General features: G+C 58.1%; 23 protein-coding genes. 9 read left to right on the top strand and 14 right to left on the bottom strand.

What is annotated here, in order from left to right:
- The first annotated feature begins 8 nt into the window (after window positions 1-8).
- Complete coding sequence (hpaH, locus tag LSG25_RS04090) at window positions 9-791, top strand: 2-oxo-hept-4-ene-1,7-dioate hydratase (protein WP_232743440.1); 783 nt, start codon at window positions 9-11, stop codon at window positions 789-791.
- Window positions 792-840: 49 nt separating this feature from the next.
- Here the strand turns inward: hpaH and LSG25_RS04085 are convergent, their stop codons facing one another.
- From LSG25_RS04085 to LSG25_RS04075, 3 genes are read right to left on the bottom strand one after another with little or no spacing between them, the layout of a single operon-like run.
- Window positions 841-1,680 (bottom strand): anti-sigma factor, encoded by an 840-nt coding sequence (locus LSG25_RS04085; protein WP_232743439.1) that lies wholly within the window; start codon window positions 1,678-1,680, stop codon window positions 841-843.
- Window positions 1,677-2,201 (bottom strand): RNA polymerase sigma factor, encoded by a 525-nt coding sequence (locus LSG25_RS04080; RefSeq protein ID WP_232743438.1) that lies wholly within the window; start codon window positions 2,199-2,201, stop codon window positions 1,677-1,679. The genes LSG25_RS04085 and LSG25_RS04080 overlap by 4 nt, the downstream gene beginning before the upstream one ends.
- Window positions 2,202-2,214: 13 nt before the next feature.
- Complete coding sequence (locus tag LSG25_RS04075) at window positions 2,215-2,589, bottom strand: hypothetical protein (protein WP_232743437.1); 375 nt, start codon at window positions 2,587-2,589, stop codon at window positions 2,215-2,217.
- Window positions 2,590-2,856: 267 nt separating this feature from the next.
- Here LSG25_RS04075 and LSG25_RS04070 point away from each other — a divergent pair, with 267 nt between their 5' ends.
- Genes LSG25_RS04070 through LSG25_RS04055 form a run of 4 tightly spaced genes read left to right on the top strand, consistent with a single transcriptional unit; the run spans window position 2,857 to window position 6,798 of the window.
- Window positions 2,857-3,942, top strand: coding sequence for a polyamine ABC transporter substrate-binding protein (locus LSG25_RS04070; protein ID WP_370635947.1), 1,086 nt, complete (start codon window positions 2,857-2,859; stop codon window positions 3,940-3,942).
- 5 nt (window positions 3,943-3,947) lie between these two features.
- Window positions 3,948-5,078, top strand: coding sequence for an ABC transporter ATP-binding protein (locus LSG25_RS04065; protein ID WP_232743435.1), 1,131 nt, complete (start codon window positions 3,948-3,950; stop codon window positions 5,076-5,078).
- Window positions 5,075-5,995: an ABC transporter permease subunit gene (locus tag LSG25_RS04060; RefSeq protein ID WP_232743434.1), complete on the top strand. Its 921-nt coding sequence runs from the start codon at window positions 5,075-5,077 to the stop codon at window positions 5,993-5,995. Before LSG25_RS04065 ends, LSG25_RS04060 begins: the two co-directional genes overlap by 4 nt.
- Window positions 5,992-6,798 carry an ABC transporter permease subunit gene (locus tag LSG25_RS04055; RefSeq protein WP_232743433.1) on the top strand — a complete coding sequence of 269 codons (807 nt, stop codon included), beginning with the start codon at window positions 5,992-5,994 and terminating at the stop codon, window positions 6,796-6,798. The genes LSG25_RS04060 and LSG25_RS04055 overlap by 4 nt, the downstream gene beginning before the upstream one ends.
- Here LSG25_RS04055 and LSG25_RS04050 read toward each other — a convergent pair.
- On the bottom strand, window positions 6,791-7,765 hold the full coding sequence (locus tag LSG25_RS04050; RefSeq protein WP_232743432.1) for a tripartite tricarboxylate transporter substrate binding protein: 975 nt from the start codon (window positions 7,763-7,765) through the stop codon (window positions 6,791-6,793). The genes LSG25_RS04055 and LSG25_RS04050 overlap by 8 nt on opposite strands.
- A gap of 38 nt (window positions 7,766-7,803) precedes the next feature.
- Complete coding sequence (locus LSG25_RS04045) at window positions 7,804-9,144, bottom strand: arylsulfatase (RefSeq protein ID WP_232743431.1); 1,341 nt, start codon at window positions 9,142-9,144, stop codon at window positions 7,804-7,806.
- Between the two features lie 120 nt (window positions 9,145-9,264).
- Between LSG25_RS04045 and LSG25_RS04040 the strand changes: the two genes are divergently transcribed.
- The 4 genes from LSG25_RS04040 to LSG25_RS04025 all read left to right on the top strand — a co-directional run bounded on the left by LSG25_RS04040 (window position 9,265) and on the right by LSG25_RS04025 (window position 13,300).
- Window positions 9,265-10,173, top strand: a complete 909-nt coding sequence (locus tag LSG25_RS04040; RefSeq protein ID WP_232743430.1) for a LysR family transcriptional regulator — start codon at window positions 9,265-9,267, stop codon at window positions 10,171-10,173.
- A 71-nt stretch (window positions 10,174-10,244) separates the two neighbouring features.
- A complete protein-coding gene (locus LSG25_RS04035) occupies window positions 10,245-10,865 on the top strand; it encodes a glutathione S-transferase family protein (protein WP_232743429.1) in 621 nt (206 codons plus the stop codon).
- Window positions 10,866-10,987: 122 nt separating this feature from the next.
- Window positions 10,988-11,803 carry a creatininase family protein gene (locus LSG25_RS04030; RefSeq protein ID WP_232743428.1) on the top strand — a complete coding sequence of 272 codons (816 nt, stop codon included), beginning with the start codon at window positions 10,988-10,990 and terminating at the stop codon, window positions 11,801-11,803.
- A gap of 102 nt (window positions 11,804-11,905) precedes the next feature.
- Window positions 11,906-13,300 (top strand): hypothetical protein, encoded by a 1,395-nt coding sequence (locus LSG25_RS04025; RefSeq protein WP_370635946.1) that lies wholly within the window; start codon window positions 11,906-11,908, stop codon window positions 13,298-13,300.
- Window positions 13,301-13,321: 21 nt separating this feature from the next.
- Here the strand turns inward: LSG25_RS04025 and LSG25_RS04020 are convergent, their stop codons facing one another.
- The 9 genes from LSG25_RS04020 to LSG25_RS03985 form a co-directional block, all read right to left on the bottom strand.
- Window positions 13,322-14,773, bottom strand: a complete 1,452-nt coding sequence (locus tag LSG25_RS04020) for a D-alanine--poly(phosphoribitol) ligase (protein WP_232743427.1) — start codon at window positions 14,771-14,773, stop codon at window positions 13,322-13,324.
- 9 nt (window positions 14,774-14,782) lie between these two features.
- The gene (locus tag LSG25_RS04015; RefSeq protein WP_232743426.1) at window positions 14,783-15,910 is read right to left on the bottom strand and encodes an MBOAT family O-acyltransferase; all 1,128 of its coding nucleotides are present in this window, start codon (window positions 15,908-15,910) and stop codon (window positions 14,783-14,785) included.
- A 5-nt stretch (window positions 15,911-15,915) separates the two neighbouring features.
- Window positions 15,916-16,041 carry a hypothetical protein gene (locus tag LSG25_RS20430; protein ID WP_255696629.1) on the bottom strand — a complete coding sequence of 42 codons (126 nt, stop codon included), beginning with the start codon at window positions 16,039-16,041 and terminating at the stop codon, window positions 15,916-15,918.
- Window positions 16,038-17,222, bottom strand: coding sequence for a D-alanyl-lipoteichoic acid biosynthesis protein DltD (locus tag LSG25_RS04010; RefSeq protein ID WP_232743425.1), 1,185 nt, complete (start codon window positions 17,220-17,222; stop codon window positions 16,038-16,040). The genes LSG25_RS20430 and LSG25_RS04010 overlap by 4 nt, the downstream gene beginning before the upstream one ends.
- Complete coding sequence (locus LSG25_RS04005; protein ID WP_232743424.1) at window positions 17,203-17,439, bottom strand: acyl carrier protein; 237 nt, start codon at window positions 17,437-17,439, stop codon at window positions 17,203-17,205. The genes LSG25_RS04010 and LSG25_RS04005 overlap by 20 nt, the downstream gene beginning before the upstream one ends.
- Window positions 17,440-17,580: 141 nt before the next feature.
- Window positions 17,581-19,053 carry an inorganic phosphate transporter gene (locus tag LSG25_RS04000; RefSeq protein WP_232743423.1) on the bottom strand — a complete coding sequence of 491 codons (1,473 nt, stop codon included), beginning with the start codon at window positions 19,051-19,053 and terminating at the stop codon, window positions 17,581-17,583.
- 162 nt (window positions 19,054-19,215) lie between these two features.
- The gene (locus tag LSG25_RS03995) at window positions 19,216-20,370 is read right to left on the bottom strand and encodes an acyl-CoA dehydrogenase family protein (protein ID WP_232743422.1); all 1,155 of its coding nucleotides are present in this window, start codon (window positions 20,368-20,370) and stop codon (window positions 19,216-19,218) included.
- A gap of 65 nt (window positions 20,371-20,435) precedes the next feature.
- Window positions 20,436-20,858 carry a PaaI family thioesterase gene (locus tag LSG25_RS03990; protein ID WP_232743421.1) on the bottom strand — a complete coding sequence of 141 codons (423 nt, stop codon included), beginning with the start codon at window positions 20,856-20,858 and terminating at the stop codon, window positions 20,436-20,438.
- 8 nt (window positions 20,859-20,866) lie between these two features.
- The gene (locus tag LSG25_RS03985) at window positions 20,867-22,387 is read right to left on the bottom strand and encodes an MDR family MFS transporter (RefSeq protein WP_232743420.1); all 1,521 of its coding nucleotides are present in this window, start codon (window positions 22,385-22,387) and stop codon (window positions 20,867-20,869) included.

Here is a 22,387-nt window from a genome sequence, read left to right as displayed (position 1 = left end):
GTGGAATCATGCTTAGCGATGCCGATATCACAGAAGCCGCCCGCCAGTTGATCGAGGCTGAGCGCGAGGCGAAGCCGATAACGCAGTTGGACAAAATCTTTCCTGGCATTGAGATCTCCGATTCGTACGCAATACAACGCGAAACGATTGCCGTCAAAATGGCGGCGGGCGCCAAATTGCGCGGCCATAAAATCGGCCTGACTTCCAAAGCCATGCAAGCCACCGTGGGAATTGACGAACCCGATTATGGGCATTTGCTGGACGATATGTTCCATCACGACGGCGATACCATTTGCGCCGATCGTTTTATTGTTCCCCGTGTCGAGGTGGAGCTTGCGTTTATCCTGGGCAAGGCATTGAAAGGGCCTGGAGTGACTCTTTTCGACGTGCTGAGCGCCACCGACTATGTGCAGCCGGCTCTTGAGCTGATCGATGGACGCAGCCGGTACCCACGAAGAATTGTCGATAATATTGCAGACAATGCCGCCTCGGCCGGTGTTGTGCTGGGAGGGCGGACCGTGCGGCCGCTCGATGTCGATTTGCGCTGGGTGGCCGCGCTTTTATACAAAAATGCGGTTATTGAAGAGTCGGGCGTATCGGCCGCTGTGCTGGGCCATCCGGCAATGGGGATAGTATGGCTGGCGAATAAATTGGGTGCCTATGGCACCACACTGGAGGCGGGGCATATTCTGCTGGCGGGATCGTTCACCCGTACCGTGGCTGTCGCCAAAGGCGACACCATTCATGCCGACTATGGGCCCCTGGGCAGTATTTCGGTTCATTTTTCCTAGAGCTGAATACGAGGCACCCGGGCACATGGCTTGAACCAGCCGCTGCCTTCTAACCGGGCTCCAGTTGCTCGTAGACGGCGGTGGCTATAGCCACCAGCTTGCTTTTATCGATACCGGCCGAGAGCGCGTAGCCGAACTTGCCGTCTATCCAGTAAAAGACATTGACCGGGCCTTCCTGGGCAAAGCGAAAGCCGGTGTTTTTGTTGTCGGTGTTTTCGGTGGAGACATAGAGTGTCAATCGGCGGCCGGAGGTGTCCTGGTACATGAATTGCGCGACCGGCCCGTGGGAGCCCGGCAGCAGTCGCCCGCCCATCAGATCGTATCCCAGCGCGTCGAGCTTGGGAGGGTGCAGGGGAGAACCCAGCCGTTTGGACAGCCACTTGACCAGATGATCTTTTTGGGCCGATCCGACTTCCACCGGATGCAGCACCTCGGGGCTGTAGACCAGATGCGCCATGGCGGCCCGGCGTGCCAGGCCTGTCATTTCCGCTACCTGAGATGAAGCGGCATCGCCCGCCTGGGCATGGAGTTGGGCTGGTTCGATGGATCCTCGCCCGACCCAGCCCGCGGCGGCTCCGACAAAGACAAGCACGAAACCGGCAGCAATGCGCGAAAGGGATGCGGGCCGCAGGCGCCACGGCCCGGCCGCTTGACGGGCAAATCCGGGGGGCGTGACGGCAGCCCGATGCAGGCGTTCGGGAATTGGTTCGTCCAGCACTTGGCTGTAAAGCGATTTGATGGCCAGTTTCTGCTCGCGGTAAGCCTGTATGCGTTCGGCTTCGTCGCGACGGGTCGCCAGGTAGCTCTCGATGTCGGCGTGACGCGATTCCGGCAGCACACCATCTGCATAAGCCTGCAAATCGGATTCAGTCACCACTAGGGGTTTCATTTCACCACCTTCAACGAATTGACCTGAGGGCGCCCTTGCATCTGCGCACGCAGCTTTTCTCTTCCCCGCGACAAGCGCGACATGACGGTTCCTGACGGAATCCCCAGCGTGCGCGCCACTTCCTCGTACGACATGTCTTCCAATGCAATCAGCAACAGTACCTCGCGTTGTTCGACGGGCAACTGCGCGAGCGCCGTTTCAAGATCGCGGATTTCGAGCGCATCGGCCTGGGTTGCCCGGGTCGATGCTTCGAAACCCGTATCGTCGATGGGCGTCGTGGCCAATCCCGGCTTGCGTCGCTGATCCACATGCAGATTGTGCATGATGCCGAATAGCCATGCGCGCATGTCGCTGCCTTGCCGCCAGGTATGAAGCCGGGCCCAGGCGCGTTCACAGGTATCCTGCACCAGGTCGTCCGCGCCGCTGCGCTCGCCAACCAGGGCGCGCGCATAGCGGCGCAGACGGGGCAGGCATGCCACCATCTGCGCGCTTTCATCATTGATGGGCGCTTGAGCCCTCATGGCCGTTCAGGTATCAGTCTTTGGCAGCATGCCACATGTTTTTGAAATTGTCGCCGGTGCGGTCGCCGGGTTTCTGGTCCGATTTGTAGTGGTAGAGCGGCTTGCCTTCGTGGGCCCACTGCTTGGTGCCGTCGTCGCGGGTAATGACCGTGTATTCGCCCTTGGCGCTGGCATTCTTGTCGGCTGCCAGAGGCGGCCAATTGGCGGCGCAAGGCCCGTTGCAAGCGCTTTTGCCGCTATTGGCGGTATCCTTGTCGAAAGTGTAGAGAGTCATGCCTGCCTTGTCGAGCAGCATGCCGTTCTTGCTGACCGGTTCGTTGGCGCTGGCGCTGCCGAAAGTGCTGCAACCGGCCAGGACAAATGCTGAAATGATCAGTAGTTTCTTCATTGTGGATTCTCCAGAGGGTGGGGTGGATTGATGGTGAGCTTACTCCTGGGTATACGAACCGGGTAGCGGCTTTATTCCGCGGGCATGAAAAATATGCGGCGTCGGGCGGCTGGGAAACTTATCGGACGGCATTGTGCGAGGATATACGGGTTTGCCAGGGCATTCCGTGTATTTAAAACCGACTTTCGAGCCCAAAAAGGCTTTATCATCACGTTTTTTCGTACTTTGTTTTGTAGCCGGAGGGCGCCTGCGATGAAGTTCTGTCTGATGCCGCGATTGATAATGGGTGCGGCCGTTGCCGTCCTGGCCAGCTCGTCCTGGGCCCAGGAAAAAGTTGTCAATGTGTATAACTGGGCGGAATATACGGCGCCGGACACGATTTCGGGATTTGAAAAGGCCACGGGCATCAAGGCGCGCTACGACGTCTACGACAGTAACGATACGCTGCAGGCTAAATTGCTGACCGGCAAATCGGGCTATGACGTGGTGGTACCTTCAACGCATTACGCCGCGCGCCAGATTGAAGGGGGGATTTTCCAGAAGCTCGACAAATCGAAGATGCCCAACCTGAAGTACCTGGATCCCGACATCATGGCACTGGTTGCCACGGTCGATCCGGGCAATCAATATCTGGTACCTTGGGGTTATGGCACCAATGGCCTGGGTTACAACGTGACCAAAGTCAAGGAGATCATGGGCGCCAATGCGCCGCTGGGCAGCTGGGATATGCTGTTCAAACCGGAAAACGCCGCAAAGCTGAAGGCCTGTGGTATTTCCATGCTCGACGAGGCGGCTCAGGTGTTTCCCGCGGTACTGCACTATCTGGGCAAGGATCCCAACAGCAGCCAGCCCGCAGATTACAAGGCTGCGCTCGATCTGCTCAAGAAAATACGCCCTTATATCCGGCAGTTCAGTTCTTCAGGCTATATCGACGAACTGGCAGGCGGCGATTTGTGCATGGTTTATGGTTATTCGGGCGATGTCATGATTGCCCGCCACCGCGCCCAGGAAGCCAAGAAAACCTACGACATCAACTACTACATTCCCAATGGCGGCGCCCCTGCGTGGTTCGACACCATGGCCATCCCCAAGGATGCTCCCCATGTTGCCGAAGCGCTGGCGTTCATCAATTACATTGAAACTCCGCAGGTTCATGCCGCCATCACCAATACCATGTTTTATCCCAATGCCAACAAAGAGGCGCGCAAATATGTGCTCAAGGAAGTTGCCGATAATCCCATGATCTACCCGCCTCCCGAGGTGGCCAAGACCTTGTTCGTCATCAAGCCCCAGCCCTTGGCAATTCAGCGCTTGCAAACGCGCATGTGGGCCGAACTCAAGTCGGGACGCTAAACGCCATGGTCGATAGCCGCGTGGGGCCGCAAGCCTGGTCGCCCGATCCGGATGAATTCGTCCGGGTGAGCGATCTGGTCAAGATATACGGCGATACAGTGGCCGTGAAGTCGGTGGATTTGTCCGTGCGGCGCAATGAGCTGTTTGCCCTGCTGGGTAGTTCGGGTTGCGGCAAGTCGACCTTGCTGCGCATGCTGGCGGGCTTCGAGGCCGTTACTTCGGGGCGGATTTACCTGGATGGCGAGGACATCACCGATCTTCCGCCATACCGGCGGCCGGTCAATATGATGTTCCAGTCTTATGCCCTGTTTCCGCACATGACGGTGGAAGCCAATGTTGCGTTCGGCTTGAAGCAGGAAGGGGTGCCCAAAAACGAAATACACGAACGCGTTTTCGAGGTGCTGGACCTGGTGCAGATGGCCGGTTTTTCACGCCGCAAGCCGCACCAGCTGTCGGGGGGCCAGCAGCAGCGGGTGGCCTTGGCGCGCAGCCTGGTCAAGCGTCCCAAACTGCTCCTGCTTGACGAACCCATGTCGGCGCTGGACAAGCAGATACGCCAGAAAACCCAGATCGAACTGGTCAAGATCCTCGATCAGGTGGGCGTGACCTGCATTCTCGTAACGCACGATCAGGAAGAGGCCATGACCATGGCCAGCCGGCTGGCGGTCATGACCGAAGGGCAGATCGTGCAGTGCGGTACGCCGCACGATGTATATGCTTTTCCCAATTCGCGCTTTGTGGCCGGCTTTATTGGTTCGACCAATTTGTTCAGCGGCACCATCGTGGTCGACGAGCCCGATCACGTGCTGATTGAAAGCGCCGAGCTGATGCGTCCTCTCTATGTCAGCCACGGCATCAGCGAACCCCTGGGCATGGAAGTGCATGTATCGATACGCCCGGAACAGATACGTGTGCTGCGCGAACAGCCCGAAGCGGAGTCCAATTGGGGGCATGGCATGGTAAGCCATGTGGCCTGGCTGGGCAGCTACGCGCTGTACCAGATCCGCCTCGATTCCGGCATGGTGATCAATGCGAGCGTGCCCAGCATGATGCTGGCGCAGGCGGATGCGCCAGGCATCGATGACGAAGTGTTCGTCAACTGGGCCAGCGATAGCGCAACGGTGTTGCCGGCATGAAAAGCCTGTTGCCGCACAGAACATGGTGGTCGACGCGTTCGCTGGCGATTGTCCCGCCTTTTGTCTGGTTGCTGCTGTTTCTGCTTCTGCCGTTTGTGCTGGTTTTAAAAATCAGCTTTGCGGATCTCAAGTTCGGGATTCCGCCTTATACGGCATTGGCCGAGCTGAAAGATCAAACCTTTTCGATCGCCTTGCATTTGCGCGGCTACGCATTGCTGTTCAGCGACAGCCTGTACATTGCGACCTATTTGAGTTCGGTCAAGATTGCGGCGATCACAACGCTTTGCTGCGCCCTGATCGGCTATCCCATGGCCTATTACATAGCCCGATCCGATCCCGTCGTGCGCAATGTCCTGTTGCTGGGGGTCATACTGCCGTTCTGGACTTCGCTGCTGCTGCGCGTTTACGCGTGGGTGGGGATCCTGCGCAATGACGGCCTGCTCAACAAGGTATTGCTGTGGCTGGGCTTGATCAAGGCGCCGCTTGAAATCTATCGCACCGATCTGGCGGTCTATATAGGTCTGGTCTACGGCTATCTGCCTTTTTTCATCCTGCCCTTGTATGCCTGCCTGGTCAAGCTCGACGACCGCCTGCTGGAAGCCGCCTGCGATTTGGGTGCGCGCCCCTGGCAGGCCTTTTTGCGCATAACCCTGCCGCTGTCGATACCCGGTGTGATAGCCGGTGCGATGCTGGTGTTCATCCCCGCGGTGGGTGAGTATGTGATCCCCGAGATGCTTGGGGGGGCCAATACGCTCATGATGGGGCGGGTCATGTGGACGGAATTTTTCAACAATGCCGATTGGCCCATGGCGTCCGCTGTAACCTGCGTCATGGTGCTGCTGTTGCTGGTGCCCTTGGCGCTGTTCCAATACAACCAGGTTCGGCAGCTTGAAGGGCGGCACGGAGGAGAGCAATGATACAGCCCAATCGCATCTGGCGCGCCCTGGCCCTGACACTAGGCTATCTCTTTCTGTATGTGCCTATATTGTGCCTGATGGGTTTTTCCTTCAACGAATCGTCGCTGATGACGTCGTGGTCGGGTTTTTCCTTCAAGTGGTATCACGAACTGTTCCGCGATCAAGCCTTGCTCAGCGCCGCGTGGCTGTCCTTGCAGATTGCGGCCCTGACTGCCACGGCAGCGATGGTGATCGGGACCTGGGCCGCCTATGTGTTGGTGCGGATGGGGCGATTCCGGGGCTTTGCGTTATATATAGGCATGTTGAGTGCTCCGCTGGTCATCCCTGAGGTCGTGCTGGGGATTTCCCTGTTGCTGATGTTCGTGGAAATGAGCAAGGTGCTGGGCTGGCCCGACGGCAATGGCATGTTTACGATCTGGGTGGGGCATACCACCTTGTGTGTGGCCTACGTGGCTGTGGTGATCCAGGCCCGCATACGCGATCTGGACCGATCCCTGGAAGAGGCCGCCCTGGACCTGGGCGCCACTCCGCTCAAGGTGTTTTTCGTGATTACCGTCCCCTTGATCGCCCCCGCCCTGGCTGCCGCATGGCTGCTGTCGTTTACCTTGTCGCTCGATGATGTGGTTATTTCGTCGTTCCTGTCCGGGCCGGGCTATACCACCTTGCCGCTTGAAGTCTTTTCGCGGGTGCGCCTGGGCCTGCGCCCCGAGGTGAACGCACTGGCAACCCTGTTCATCCTGGTCGTGGGTATTTTTGTGATCGTGGCCAATCGCATGCAGTGGCGCAGGACGTCGGCTAGTTAGTTACGGACAGGCCTGCCTTTTGGATCAGTTTGCTCCATTTCCGAGTGTCGTCATTGACGAATTTTTGCAGATCTTCAGGCGAGCCGCCGCCAGCAACCATGCCGGCTACCGCAAGTGCTTTCTGGAATTGCGCAGTTGCCACGGCTTTACCCAGAAGCAGGTTGAGTTGTTTGATCCGATCGTCGGGAGCTCCCTTCACCGTGGCCACCGCAAACCATTGGCTGGCGTCGTAACCTGGAAATCCGGCTTCCTGCACTGTGGGAACATCGGGCAGGCTGGAGAGGCGATATGTGGTGGTGACGGCATAAGCCTTCAAGGCTTTTGAGCGGATGTGCGGCGCTACGGGAGTGGGGCCCAGTATGGCAAGCGGAACCTGTCCTCCTACTACATCCGATACCGCCTGGCTGCCGCCTTTATATGGAATCTGCGTCATGTGCGTCTTGGCCATATCGTTAAGCAGCTCACCGGCCAGATTCTGCGAAGTGCCTGTACCCGAGGTGGCGTAGCTCCACGCCTGGGGGTGTTTTCGGGCATTGTCGATTACGCCGGCAAGGGAGTTTTCGGAATTCCTGGCGGGTCCCACAATAATCATGGGACCCTGAGCCATAAGAATGACAGGTGTCAACTCGCCGCCTATTGTGGGTTCGGGCTTGGGATACACGATGGGCCCCGGCACGGTGATCAACACAAGTTCCGAGGGTGCCGTGTGGGTCACGTATTGCAGGGCGACTGCTCCGGATGCGCCGGGACGGTTCTCGACGATAACCGGGCGGTCTATGCGTTCAGATAATTCTTTGGCGGCGATGCGTGTCAGCACATCGGCCGTTCCACCTGGAGTGAATCCGACTATCCAGCGGATTTGTTTCTGAGGCCATTGCTGCGGTGGTGTTTGCGCCCTCGCCGATAGCGTGGCCGCGGCGGCGATAAATAATGCGAAGATTGTCGAATATAGTTTTTTTCCGTTCATGGAATCCTCCTTGTTTTGGCCGATATGGCGCACCGCTTTTAGGCCTGCACAGTGTCGGGCGCGCCTGGCTTGGTGTTGGGATAGGCTTCGCAGCTTTGATTGAACGCTTGCACCATTTTGAGGATGGGGCCCAATACCCATGTATTGAAGATCAACACGTCGCTTTCTTCTTTTTGATCGCTCAATAAATTGAATAGATAAGGCGATTCAAGCTTGCCTTTGCCTTCGTTGACTTCGGGTTCCCAATAAAAATGCAGCTTCCAGTGCCTCCACTTCACTGCGCGCAGGTCGTTCTTGATGTAGAAGAGAAAGCCCTCACGCAATGATTTGGCTTGACGCCCGAGAAAAAAGGAAGTCTGGTCCATACCGTCGATAGGACGGTCGTCAGGGAGCGGTGCGTTGGCGATGGCGGCTAATGTGGCATACAAATCGGTGACATGCACGATTTCGTTGCTGACTCGACCCGGGGCAACTTTGCCCGGCCAACGCATGATGAAAGGGACGCGCAAACTGCCCTCCATGGCGGTGTGATACGTCCCGCACCAGGGGCCGGCGGTTCCCCGATATGGACGGCGGTATTCGGGGCCGTTGTCGCTGCAAAAAATCAGGACTGTATTTTCCTCGATTCCCATGTCGGCCAGCGCGTTGGTGATCTGGCCGACCCGGTGGTCCATTTCCACCATGGAGTCGGCGAAATCGCCGGCGCCGGTGCGGCCTGCAAAATCGGGATGAGGCAAGGTCGGGAAATGCAGATGCACCAGGGGAAGGTATAGAAAGAACGGGCGATTGGCGGCGTGATGCGTTTGCATGAAGGCGATGGACCGGTCAACCAGTTCTGCGTCTATGCCGCGCCGCGTATCGAGATCGTACACTTTTACCTGTTCCGAATCTGATCCAGAGCGGCCCTGCATGATATAAGGCAGGTCCACCACCGACGGATCGAAGCCCGTCGATGAGGTGAACTGGCTTTCGTCCGTGGTGCGGGGGATTCCGTACCATTCATCGAAGCCACGGTCCGACGGGTAGCGGCCTGGGACATCGCCTAAATGCCATTTCCCGAAATGGGCGGTCGCGTAGCCTTGCCGCGACAGTAGTTCCGCCAGGGTAATTTCATTGCGGTTCAGGCCTTGTGGCAAGCCTGGCGGCACGGACTGCAGGCAGCCGGTGCGAATCGGATGCCGGCCGCTCATCAGCGCCGAGCGCGTGGGGACGCAGTCGCTTTCTACATTGAAGTTATGCAGCAACAGGCCCTGAGTGGCGAGGCGATCGATATTCGGTGTGGGCGCTCCGCGCAGGGCGCCGCCCCCATAGCACCCCAATTCGCCCCAGCCGAGATTGTCGGCGAGGATCAGCACAATATTGGGAGTTGCATTCTTCATCGTTTGGCTCGTTCCTGGAAGTGGCGCAGCGGACCTGCCGGTGCCGGCGACGTAATCTCATTTTAGGGGCGCGGGCCTATAATTTGATTCCTGAATAGATATTTTTGATAACTTATATTCATGAATCTGAATCTGCGCGACATTGAATACTTCCTGGCGGTGGCGGAATCCGGGCATATGGGCCGTGCCGCCGCGGCGTGTGCGGTGACTCAGCCGGCGCTGTCGAAGTCAATCCACCGGCTTGAAGACGAAACAGGCCTCAAATTGTTTGACCGTTCGGCGCGCAGCATGCGCCTGACATCCTCAGGCCTGGCTTTCGTGGAGCACGCCCGTCGGTTGAAGCTTGAGTATCTGGATACTGTGCGTCACGCGGGCGAATTGAGGATGGGGCAGGCGGGTCTATTGCGTGTTGGAGCGACCGGCGCCACCCTGGACAACGTGGTGATGCCCGCTTTGGCCGTATTGTTGCCCAGGCGGCCCGCATTGAAAGTGTGTGTGACGGTCGGGTTGTCGGATGCCTTGTGCGAAAGCGTTGGCCTGGGAGATCTGGACATGGCTGTGGCACCCATCTATGGCGCCGGGCCGACAGCCCTGGAGCGTGTTGTCCTGGGTGAAGATTCGCTGGAAGTGGTTGTGCGCGACAGACATGCATTGCTGGACAAGCCGCGCTTGCAGTTGTCGGATTTGCTGGATTTTTCCTGGATATTGCCCGGGTCGCAGGCTTCAGCGCGCAAGGCCTTGTTTGGCTTGTTCGAGGCAAAGGAACTGGGCTTGCCTAATGTGGCGATGGAGGTCGAGTTCATATCCGAAGGCACTTTAGCGGTCGTGGCGGCAACGGATCTGATTTCATTTGCGCCCATGTCCTTGTTGCGCAGGCTGTCGACGGAACGCGTCGTGCCGTTGCCGCTGCGCTTGCCGTTGCGCTTGCCGCGCCAAATATCGCTATTGACTCATCGTGGGGTGACCTGGACGCCATTGATGGAAGCGTTCCGCCAGGTTCTGGCCGATCAGATCAACCCGCGGCGCTGAGGCAAATCAACCGTAGGGCCTGCCAGGACGTATACTTCAATTCGTCGATTGGACAGGAACAAGGAGCGGGCATGTTGACAATCTGGGGGCGGCAGAATTCCACCAATGTGAAGAAGGTTCTTTGGTGCGCCGACGAGTTGGGCATCGATTACGAGCATATCAATGCGGGCGGCCCGTTTGGTGTGGTGAATACGCCCGAATACCGGGCCATGAATCCGAACGGCCTGGTGCCGTGTATCAGGGATGAGGGCTTTGTCCTCTGGGAGTCGAATGCCATTGTCCGTTATCTTTGCACCAAGTACGGAGCGGGGGCTTTGCTTGGACAGGATCCGGCGCAGCGCGCCAGGGCGGAGCAATGGATGGACTGGGCGACCTCAAGCCTTGCCGCGCCGTATCGCGACCTTTTTCTGAATGCCGTGCGGCTTCCTGTCGAGCAGCGAAAGCAGGACGTGGCCGAGAAAGGCTTGCAGGCCTGCATCAGCCAATTCGGCATTGTCGATGCCGCGCTGTCCAAAACTCCTTTTTTATCGGGCGATGTTTTTGGCGTGGGCGACATTCCGCTTGGCTGTTTTGCGTATTCCTGGTTCGAGATGCCCATCGAGCGGCCGCAATTTCCGCACCTGCAGGCCTGGTACCAGCGCTTGACGCAGCGGCCCTCCTATCGGAAAAACGTCATGATAGCCCTTACATAGAACCGGATTTGGCATTGCCCCGGATGCCGGTGCGTGGGATCGATGCGCCGGCGGGGCAGCCTTTGAAAGGGTTCCGGGCGTTTTACAGTATGATTCGTCAAATCCCAAGACCGGCTACTTCCATGTCATTAGTTCTGAAACGGTTCCTTGCAAGCCTTTTTTTCTTTGCCGGCATACAGATGGCTTGCGCTCAGGTTCCCCGGACGGTCTTGCTTGAAAACCTGACCTGGACCGAGTTGCGCGACCAAATCCAGGCGGGCAAGACCATCATCATCATTCCCATTGGCGGCACCGAGCAGAGCGGGCCTTATGTCGCCTTGGGCAAGCACAATGCCCGCGCGCTGGCCTTGTCGCAGAAGATTGCGGTGGGGCTGGGCAATGCCCTTGTCGCCCCGGTCATCGCTTATGTGCCTGAAGGCGGATACAACCCGCCGACTTCGCATATGCGCTTTCCCGGCACGATTACCATTCCGGACGATGTGTTTGAAAAAACCCTGGAGTCCGCCGCCAACAGTTTCAGGGTCCACGGTTTTCGCACTATCGTCTTTCTGGGCGATCATGGCGGCTACCAGAACGACGTGAATCGCGCGGTAGCCCGTTTGAACAAGGCCTGGGCAAAGCTGCCGGCGCGTGCCTTTGCGCCTCCGGAGTACTATCAGGCAAGCTCCCAGGGTTTTGCCCAGATACTGCGTGAACATGGCTACCGCAATGACGAGATCGGGACACATGCGGGCCTGGCGGATACCTCGCTGCTTATGGCGGTGGCGCCGCAGATGGTGCGTCAGGACAGCATGCGCGGCGGGCCGAAACCGGGAGCCGCCGATGGCGTTTACGGCGGGGATCCCCGCCGCTCCAGCGCGGACCTGGGGCGTCTGGGGGTCGATGCCATTGTGGCCCGGACCATTGCCGCGATTCGCAAGGATACCGCGAGGCAATGAGCATGTATTTCCGTTTGTGTTTTCGGGGGCCTGATGCAAAGCTTCCGGGCGGGCTATCGGCCGCTTCAATATATTCATCATAACGTTTGTGGAATTGCCATAATGAGACACGCCAAGCGTCAATTTATTCGAACCGCCTTATCCTTCAGCCTGACGCTGGGTGGTATTTATGCCGCGACTGCCATTGCGGCCGATTCCGGACAAGCCTCCGGGCCGGCGGCCGCCGCAACAGAGTCGATGCCGGCGATGCCCGGGCACTCGTCGGGCGATGCGATGGCGCTTCATAATGCCTCTTCAGCCGGCACAGCGGCGGCGCCGGCCGCCGATCCCGCGGTGGACAAGGAGCCCACTCCGGCCGAGCCGCCTGCCGCGGCACAGAAAGCTGCCGTGGCCGACTCCGGCACGACGGCCAGCGATCAAGCGATCAAAACAGTGGAGGGCATGCCGCCTGTCGTCAATCCCGAAAACCTGTACAGCGAGACTACGGCCGACAAGCTCAGTCCTGTGGTCAAGGGTGCGCTGGCGCGGGTGTACGTGCCCAACGTGAAATCGAACGATGTGTATGTGATCGACCCGGCGACTTTCAAGGTGGTGGGGCGTTTCAGGGTGGGTGCCAATCCTCAGCATGTGGTTCCCGCCTGGGATCTCAAGACCTTATGGGTGGCCAATAATGCCGAGGGTACGGCCCACGGCAGCCTCACGCCGATCGATCCCGACACGGGCAAGCCCGGCAAGGCGCTGCCTGTGGACGATCCTTACAATATGTACTTCACTCCCGACGGAAAGTCCGCGATTGTCGTGGCCGAGGCGCTCAAGCGGCTTGATTTCCGGGATCCGCATACGATGAAGCTGCAGTTCTCGATTGCGACGCCCGGGTGCGGCGGCATCAATCATGCCGACTACTCCATAGACGGCCGATTTGCGATCTTCACTTGCGAGTTCGATGGAGGCCTGGTCAAAATAGACATGGTCGAACACAAAGTGATGGGCTATCTGAAGCTGGCCAAGGGCGGCATGCCCCAGGACATACGCAGTTCCCCGGACGGCAAGATATTCTATGTGGCCGACATGATGGCCGACGGTGTTTACGTGATTGACGGTGCGAGCTTCCAGAAGATCGGCTTCATCAAGACGGGTGTGGGCACTCATGGGCTTTACCCAAGCCGCGATGGTTCCAAGCTCTATATTACGAACCGCGGTTCCAACAAGATTCACGGCAAAGCCAAGGGGCCGGGCAGCATCTCAGTGCTCGATTTCGCCACGCGCAAGGTTGTGGCCACCTGGCCGATCCCCGGCGGCGGCAGTCCGGACATGGGCAATGTGAGCGCCGATGGTAAATATTTGTGGATATCCGGCCGTTTCGACAATGTGGTTTATGCCATCGATACCAATACCGGCGCGGTGAAGATCATTCCGGTTGGCACCGAACCGCACGGCTTGACCGTATGGCCGCAACCGGGCCGGTATTCCCTGGGGCATACGGGGAATATGCGGTAGGGGACGCTACGCGGGCGGGCCTTATTTCGCCAGATAACCCTGCAATAAGGCCTTGCCGTCGATCTTGTGATTGACCGACATCGGAAACGAGGCCACGGTCAGAATTTCGGATGGCAGCATGTATGGCGGCAGGCATTGTTCCAACTGAGGTTTCCACTGCTCGGCGGGGAATGGCGACCATTCCGCGATCGAGTTTTGCTTGCCAGACGATTCCAGTTCCACAAAGCCCAGTAAACGCACCACCGTATGGTCGGGGCGCCGCAATGCCAGGCAAATAGCCGCCTTGACCGTGTCGAGCGCTTGCAGCGCCAATGAAATCTCGGATAGCTCGATTCGATAGCCGTTGAGCTTGACCTGATCGTCGCGGCGACCGTTGCACCACAGCAGGCCCGTTTCGTCTATCTGCCCCAGATCGCCGGTTTTGAAGCCGCGCCGGCCGTCGCCATGCACAAACAGTTTTTCCGCGTTCAGATCGGGGCGATTCAGATAGCCGCGCATCACATGATCGCCGACGATGCAGATTTCGCCATCCTGGATCAGGATTTCGCAATCGGGCTTGGCATAACCCACCGGCAACACGGCATGCGCATCCAGCGTGGCCTGGTCGATTTCTATGGATGTGGTGGCGACGGTTGCTTCGGTCGGGCCGTAAGTGTTGAGGATTTTGGCGGCCGGAAACCGCTGTTTCAGACGCTTGCCCAGAGCGACCGGAAGCACTTCGCCGCAAAATAAAAAAGTGTCCAGCGAGGGTAGAAATTCGCCCGAGAAGTTTTTATTCAATAGCTGCTGGTGAGCAAAAGAAGGGGTGGACACCCAGCATGTCACGTGATGCTCGGCCAGACGAGCAAGATAGGCCGGGCCGTCCTGGATTTGCTCGCGTGAATTAAGTATGCAACTGCCGCCGCTGGCCAAGGTATCGAAGACTTCGAACATCGACAGGTCGAAGCTGAAAGGCGCCTGGTTCATGAAAACCGGAGCGGGCCCCAGATTGAAGCGGGATTGCATCCAGTCGCCCAGCAGCCTGACGCTTTCACGGCCAATCTGCACTCCCTTGGGCTCGCCCGTGCTTCCCGAGGTAAACAGGATATAGGCAAGATCTTTTTCCGGCAGGGCAGTCGGGCTGTTGCCAGTGGGCATAAACGTGCCCGTCGTGGCCTGGTAGACCAGTGAAGCGCCGACGATGTCGACGATTTTCCGGCGGCGTTCGTCGGGATAGATAGTATCGACGGGAACAAAAGGCGCGCCCAGCGTCAGGCATGCGGTCATGGCGACAAAGAAGCCGGCCTGCTTGTGGCCCCCAAGGACAACGGGCATATCTTTTTGTATGCCCAGGTCGCGAGCCTGCTGGACCCACAGCGCGACTTCAGCCTGGAGTTCGGCCCAGCTCAGGCTGCGATCGCTGCCGGCCACGGCGAGACGGTCCGCATTATGGGCGGCGTCGGCGAATTGCATGGTACGCAGATCCAAATGCATGGGAACCTCTCAAATAGGGCTGCGGCCGCTGAAGACATACAGGGCGAGCATGGCAAATGCCAGGGTAAGAACACGTCCGCCCCATTGCGCCGGCCGGCTTGAAAGCCATTGCTGGAGCGCCGGGCGCTGTTTTGCGGCAAATACCAGCCGATTATGCACGACCGAGTAGGTACCAAACATCATGCCGCTGACGATGTAGTGCAGTTGCAGGCCGTTCCATATTCCCATGCAGAACAGTGTGGCAAAGATGCCTATGTTCTGCGCCGCGAAGCGGTGCTGCGAAAAAAAGGAGTCTTTCGACAAGGCTTTGTAAATGGGCATGAAAACCACATCGCGCAACCATTCCGAAAGGCTGATATGCCAGCGCCGCCAGAAATCCTGGGGGTTTTTGCTCAGGATCGGGTTGTTGAAGTTCGACGGCAGGTTTACACCGAACATTTTCCCTATGCCTGCGGCCATGTTCGAATAGCCGGCAAAATCAAAATACAGATAGGCGCTGTACAGCACTGCATTGAGCACGACTCCACGCAGGGAATAATCGTGCGGGGAAACGACATTCAGGCCATAAAGCCAGATCAGGTGGGCGATGGCGAACTTCTGCACGATGCCCAGGAGCGTGGTTTCGAAGCCGGCTCTCCAGTGGCCCATATTGATCTGGCCGAATCCTTTCTGCAGATCGGCCTGAAAATTGCGCCAGCGGTACATGGGGCCGGCCAGCAGAGTCAGAGGGAAAAACAGATAGGTGACATAGTCCAGCGGATGAATGGTTTCGTTTTTGTGGGCAAACAGCAGCACGTCGACGGCCCTGAATGTGACGAAAGACAGACCTATCATCCCCAGGAAAGTCAGTGCGTGCGTCTTGACCAGCAGCAAGGGCAGCATGGTGAGGACAACGGCTACCCGGGTTGCGATGTAGCCTCGCCGGCACAGCCATAAGGCGGCGGACTGCACGACGAGCACAATGACCGCCTGCAACGGGCGATCCCAGAAAACCAGCGCTGAAGTCAGTATGCTGAAAAATGCCAGCACATAGCGCAGGCTGATCCTGGCGCGCATTGCCAACGGGCCGAGCACCGACAAAGCCAGGCTTGCCAGCAGCGCGTCGAGGAAAAAATCGAAACTCGCGAACAATTCCATTATGTTCAGAACTGCTGGTATTCGTATTCGACTTTCATCGGTCCGCCCAGATCGGACGGCGCGCGCGCCTGCAGCGTCAGCACGAGAATCAGGCCCAGATACAGGCAGACCAGTTTGATGAATCGTTTCATTTGGAAAAGTGCTTATCGATACCCTGGTCCACCAGGGCCCAGCCCAGTTCGGCCAAATGCATATCGTCGTGGAAAATGCCGGGTACCGGGCGAAGCGGGTACAGATTCAGGCAGGACATTTGATAGCGCCGGCACATGGCCATGATGCTGCGCACCGTGGGGATGAATCGTTCTGAATCCAGCACCAGCTTTGAATTCAGGGGCTGCATGACAAAGAACGCACGCACTTTCTTTTGCTGCAAATATTCCATCAATTGCGACAGGTCGGTAAATTCGTGGGCGGCCAGCGGGTCGCCGCGGGCGAACTCCTGGTGCGTGGGATCTTCGACCAGGGACAGGTGCGATTTGTAATATTGATTGCGCACGGCGTAGGGATTGTCGTTGCTCAGCAGCAGCCCCGTGGCCCGCGCCTGGGCCAGCAGTTCGGGCCAATTGGCCTCAGGCAGGGCGGGCGGGATGGGGAATACGGCGTTGCGCGTGGCTTCTATGGCCGCCGGCGTAGGAGTGTAGGCGGCGCCGCTGACGATGGGCTTGCCGCTGATCCACATCTGCAGCTGATCGCGGAACTGGGCAAGCCGGGCTTGGGCCAACAGGCCGAGTATGCCCCAGGTTTCATGGTGGCGCGCCCAGTAAATCAGGTTTTTCCGGGCTTGGGGCCTATCCCAAAGATTACTGAGCACCGGGCCCGAGATATGTTCGGCAAACGCGCTGGAAGGCAATTCTCCTTCGGCGGCAAACCAGGCCGGCGAGAGCATGATGACCAGCTTGGTTTCGGGGGTAAAGACCGAGGACAGCGATTGCAGTACCCGGAAAATTCCGTAGGATTGGAATTTCGCATGGCCATAGGCCAATGTGGGGACACCCAGTTCGGTCGGGAAAAAACGATAGGGCACAAAACGCAAATCGTGGCTCGATAGTTCGGATGAGCCCATGATGACCAATGTGCCGTTGCCGAGGGCCGTGCGCATGCGCTCGAAATTGACCGACTGCTCATTCCAGTTGTCGCCCATATTCGGCAGGTAAACACCTGCCTTGGCGTTCAGTCCGTCGGTGGCAACAGGCTTGAGTGTGCGTGTCAGATATGGGCTCAGGCCCATATCGATTAAAAACGCAATGCTTAAGGCAGTCAGTGCAGCGAGCAGGTGCTGGACCAGAGATCTGTTAAGTATTCGCCGCCACATAGGCCGTGATGCTTTTGACCGACTCTAGAATCTGCGCGATTTCGGGGGCGGGAAGGCCGCAACCGAATTTGTCTTCAATGGCCAACGCTATATCGACAGCGGCCATTGAGTCGACCAAGCCCGATTTGACGAGCGATGTGTCAGGCGCAACAGATTTGAAAATAACCGATTCGACGATAGCCAGAATTTCTATTTCTATATTCTGAGCGACTAACATTCGAGGTAAACCCCTTCGGCAAAGCCGAAAAAAAACCATAAAAGAACAACTTGGCATTATCGTTGAAAATGTCTGAATTGCCGCTTAATCTTTTTTCAAAAGGCTTATTTTCCGGCATGCTGTGTTTTTTTCCCCACAGGGTCAGACCAGTTTCATCCCCAGGATGAATAGCCCGGCTGCCAGAATCATCGCGGCGGGCAAGGTCAATACCCACGCCAGCACGATATTGCGCGCAGTTCCGCGTTGCAGGCCGCTGCGATTGGCCACCACGGTTCCGGCCACCCCCGACGACAGCACGTGGGTGGTCGATACCGGCAGGCTGAAGACGTTGGCCATGCCTATGGATGCGACGGCGGTCAACTGCGCCGCCATGGCCTGGGCATAGGTTATGCCTTGCTTGCCGATTTTTTCACTGACCGTTTCCACCACGCGGCGCCAGCCTACCACCGTGCCCAGGCCCAGAGCGAGCGCGACCGCGGCGATCACCCAGAAAGGAGCGTATTCGGTCGTGGCGGTCAGGTCTTTGCGTATGCGCAGCACGTCGGTGCGATCCGAGGATGGCAAACCCTTCATGCCGGCAAGGTTTTTGGCCGTATTGTCCAGGCACAACAGGTAGTGGCGCACATCGATGCGTTTGCGGTTATCGAGCTGCCGGTAATTGTCGATGCCCGCCAGATCCTGGATCAGCAGGGCGGTCGTTTGCGGTGTCTTGCGTGGATCGCAGGCCGCGTCTCCGGATATGCCGTCGGTGGCCCGCTGGGGGTATTGTGCGAGGTATTGCTCGAGCGTCATGGCATCGCGCTCGAAGAAATGCGTCAGGTGAATGGCGGCGTTGCGCGTGTAGTCGATATCATAGCTGCTGGCGTTGACGTCCAGCACGAACTTCCCGGGTACGATGCCTATCAGCACCAGCATGATCAGGCCTATGCCTTTTTGCCCGTCGTTCGAGCCGTGGACGAAACTCAGGCCCATTGCCGACAGGACCAGTACCAGGCGATGCCAGAAAGGGGGGTGTTTTTTGCCATCGACTTCGCGGCGCTGTTCGGGCGTTTTATGCATTTTGGAGTCGGGCATCCAGCGTTTGGCGGCCCAGAGCAGGAATCCAGCCAGCGCAAAGCCCGTAATCGGCGATATCACCAGCGACAAACCGATTTCCGCCGCCTTGCTCCAATTCACGCCGGTGCTGAGCGCCGTATGTGTCAACCAGGCATTGGCCATGCCGACCCCGAGTATCGAGCCTATCAGCGTATGAGAGCTGGATGCCGGTATGCCGAAATACCAGGTGCCCAGGTTCCAGGCGATTGCCGCGGCCAGCATCGAGAACACCATGATCAGACCGCGCGCGGTGTCGACGTTGACCAGCATCTCTACCGGCAGCAAGTGCACGATGGCATAAGCCACGCCTACACCGCCCATCAGCACTCCGAAGAAATTGAAAATTCCCGACAGGCTTACCGCCAGATGTGGGGGCATGGCCTTGGTGGAAATCGCCATGGCAACCGCATTTGCGGTGTCGTGGAAGCCATTGATGAATTCGAAGGCCAGCACGAAAGCCAGTGCCAGCACCAGGCTAAAGCCTAGCCAGAAATGCAGGCCGGAAAAAATGTCGAACATGGGGCGGGGGCGCAGGGGAGAAAGTGCTGCGATTATGGCAGATTTATGAATTGTTTATGACAGAAGGGTGAGAAAATTTGTTACATCCGTGTCAGCCAACTGTTCGCTGCGCCCGCCGGGCATCCGTACCCGGCCCTGTTTATGCGGAATTGCCGGTCTTGCTTACACGTCCTGTTCCTTGATCAGGTGCTTGGCGATAATAACCTGCTGGATCTGCGAGGTGCCTTCGTACAGGCGGAACAGGCGTACATCGCGATAGAAACGTTCGATGCCGTATTCGGTAATGTAGCCGGCGCCGCCGAAGATCTGTACCGCGCGATCGGCAACACGGCAGCACATTTCAGTGGAGAAGTACTTGGCGCAGGAGGCCAGGACCGACACATTTTCGCCATCGTCGCGGCGGCGCGACGCGTCGAGCACCATGCATTCCGCGGCATAGATTTCGGTTTTGCTGTCGGCCAGCATGCCTTGGATCAACTGGAAGTCGGCGATGGCATGGCCGAATTGCTTGCGCTGTCCCGCGTATTGCACGGCATCCCGCAACATGCGTTTGGCGGCGCCGATAGCTACCGCTGCGATGTGCAGGCGCCCCTTGTCCAGCACTTTCATGGCGGTTTTGAAGCCAACTCCTTCTTTGCCGCCAATCAGGTTGGCCGCGGGAACGCGGCAGTTTTCGAAAATGACATCGCAGGTATGCGCGCCTTTCTGGCCCATTTTCTTATCGATCTTGCCCAGCGACAGGCCCGGGGTGTTGGCCTCGACTATGAAAGCGGAAATGGCCGAGGCGCCCCTGGCTTCCCGCGATGTGCGGGCCATGACCGTGAATATGGCGGCGTGGGGGGCGTTGGTGATGAAACGCTTGGTGCCGTTCAGCACATAAAAGTCGCCGTCGCGGTCGGCGGTGGTTTTAAGCGATGCCGCATCCGAGCCGGCCTCGGGTTCGGTCAGCGCAAAAGATCCGATCAGTTCACCCGCCGCCAATCCGGGCAGATAGCGCTGTTTTTGTTCCGGCGTGCCGTCGATGACCAGGCCTTGCGAGCCTATGCCGTTGTTGGTGCCTATCAGGGAACGGAAGGCGGGCGAAGTCTGCCCAAGCTCCATGGCGATTCGGACTTCTTCTTCCATGGTGATGCCCAGCCCGCCGTATTCTTCGGGGAGCGACAGGCCGAACAGGCCCAGCTCTTTCATCTGCCGAGCTATTTCCGGCGGGATCTGGTCAGTTTCGGCGACCTGATCTTCAATGGGGACCAGCGCCTCGCGGACAAAGCGGCGGACGCTGTCTTCCAGCATGGTTTGAATCTCGGGGTCGCGAATCATGGGATTTCTTTCCTGTAATGAAGTCTGTTTCCTGGGACATTGAACAGTTTTTATTGCGTGTGTTCCTAGCGGCCTGCTTGCCGTTCCATGACTGCAAACACACCGCTGGCCCGCAATATTTTCTGGTCGCCCACGAACAGAGTGCAATCTGCAAAGGCCAGGCGCTTGCCGGTTTTTTGTATGCTGACGCGCGCAGCCACCCATTCACCTATTTTTGCCGATTTCATGAAATCGGTGTTCAGGCTGACGGTGACCAAGCCTACAGGCATAGAGTAGCTTTGGACGATTGCGTCGCCAAGAGCGGTGTCGGCCAGTGTCATCAGCAAGCCGCCATGAGTGATGCCGCGCAAATTGCCGTGCTTTTTCTCGATGCGTATGGCCAGTTCCGAGCGCCGGCCATTTTCGACTTTTTCGAAAAGCGGGCCGCATAGATCGGTGAATTCACTACGGTTTTGAAGCGGGCGATAGCCTTCCGGTATGTCTGTCATTGCTGTACTCAAGATGCGGGTTTTTTCCCTTCGAGGGTTTCGTCGGCGATTACCAGGCTCAATATAAACGAGACGAAAGCGATCAGCGCGCTGATGACGAAGATTTTCCGGAAAGCGCCTTCCACGGTTATGGCCAACTGGGCCTTGACCATGGCGTCTATGTGCACCTGCGCGTCGCCCATCATGGCTTTGATGATATCGGCCCCCGAAAATGAGGCGACCGCCGCGGGAACCTTGGCTTGCAGGGTGGCCAGAAGAAGCGCCATCAGCACGGCAATACCGATGGCGGCGCCGAGCGACCGGCAGAATGCCGATACCGCGGTGGCGATGCCTACGTATCGATGTTCCACTGCGTTTTGCACGGCGACGGTCGATGTGGGTAATTGCAGGCCAATGCCCAGCCCGATGAGCGCCATGCATACAAGGCCTGGCACGACAGTATGCGGATTGATGAAGGCCAGCCCGAGCACGGCCAAAGGCACTATGGAGGCCCCGGCGATTTGGATGCGCTTGTAGCGGCCGGTGCTGGTCATCAGTTTGCCGCCGATAAAGGCGCCGAAGGGTACTGCCAGCGACAGGGGGACCAGTTGCAGCGCCGCGCCGTCGGCACCCACGGTGGTCAGCATCTGCAAGCGTAAAGGAATCAGTACTGAAAGCGAGACGATTTGGATGAATGCGATAAACAGGATCATGCAGGAAATGGCGACCGTGGGGCTGCGGAACAGATTGAGCGGAACGATCGGTTCGGCCGTATGCTGTTCCTGCCAAAAGAAGGCGGCCAAGGCGGCGAGGGTGGCGGCAAACAATTTCAGATTGCCTGCATCGAGCCATGCGCTGCCCTGGCCGACACGCGTTACGCCAATCAGCAAGGTCGCCAGGCCGATAGTCAGCAGGATTGCGCCGGGATAATCGATGGGCCGTTTGATGTTCGGGGTAGGCAGCAGTTTCAAGGCCCGGCGTGAAATGAACAAGGCTATCAGCCCCAGCGGCAGATTGATCCAGAACACCCAGCGCCAGGAAAGATAGGTCGTCAGGAATCCACCTGCAAGCGGCCCGGTTACGCTGGCGACGGCGAAGGCGCCGCTGATATACCCCTGGTAGCGGCCACGATCGCGCGGCGCAACCACGTCCGCCACAATGGCCTGCGCAACGGAAATCAGACCGCCGCCGCCCAGGCCCTGGACAATACGCGAGCCCACCAGAAAAGGCATGGACGGCGCCATGGCGCAGGCTATGGATGCCAGCAGAAACACACTGATGGCGCTCGAGAGCATGATGCGGCGTCCGTACAGGTCGCCCAGCTTGCCATAGATGGGCGTGGCAACCGCCACCGCAATCAGGTAGCCGGATACAACCCATGCGAGCAGGTCGACCCCCTGCAGGTCGGACGACATCATGGGCAGTGCCACCGAGACAATGGTCTGGTCCAGGGCGCCCAGTAGAATCGCCAGCATCAATCCTGTGATTACGGAACGTACATCGGTGTGAGACAGGGTGGAATAAAGCGGAACTTCTTTAGTGTTGGACAT

It is taken from the genome of Paralcaligenes sp. KSB-10, from assembly GCF_021266465.1.
Taxonomy (GTDB): Bacteria; Pseudomonadota; Gammaproteobacteria; order Burkholderiales; family Burkholderiaceae_B.
Note: the sequence above shows the minus strand (reverse complement) of the source record. Positions and strands in the feature narration are given on the sequence as shown.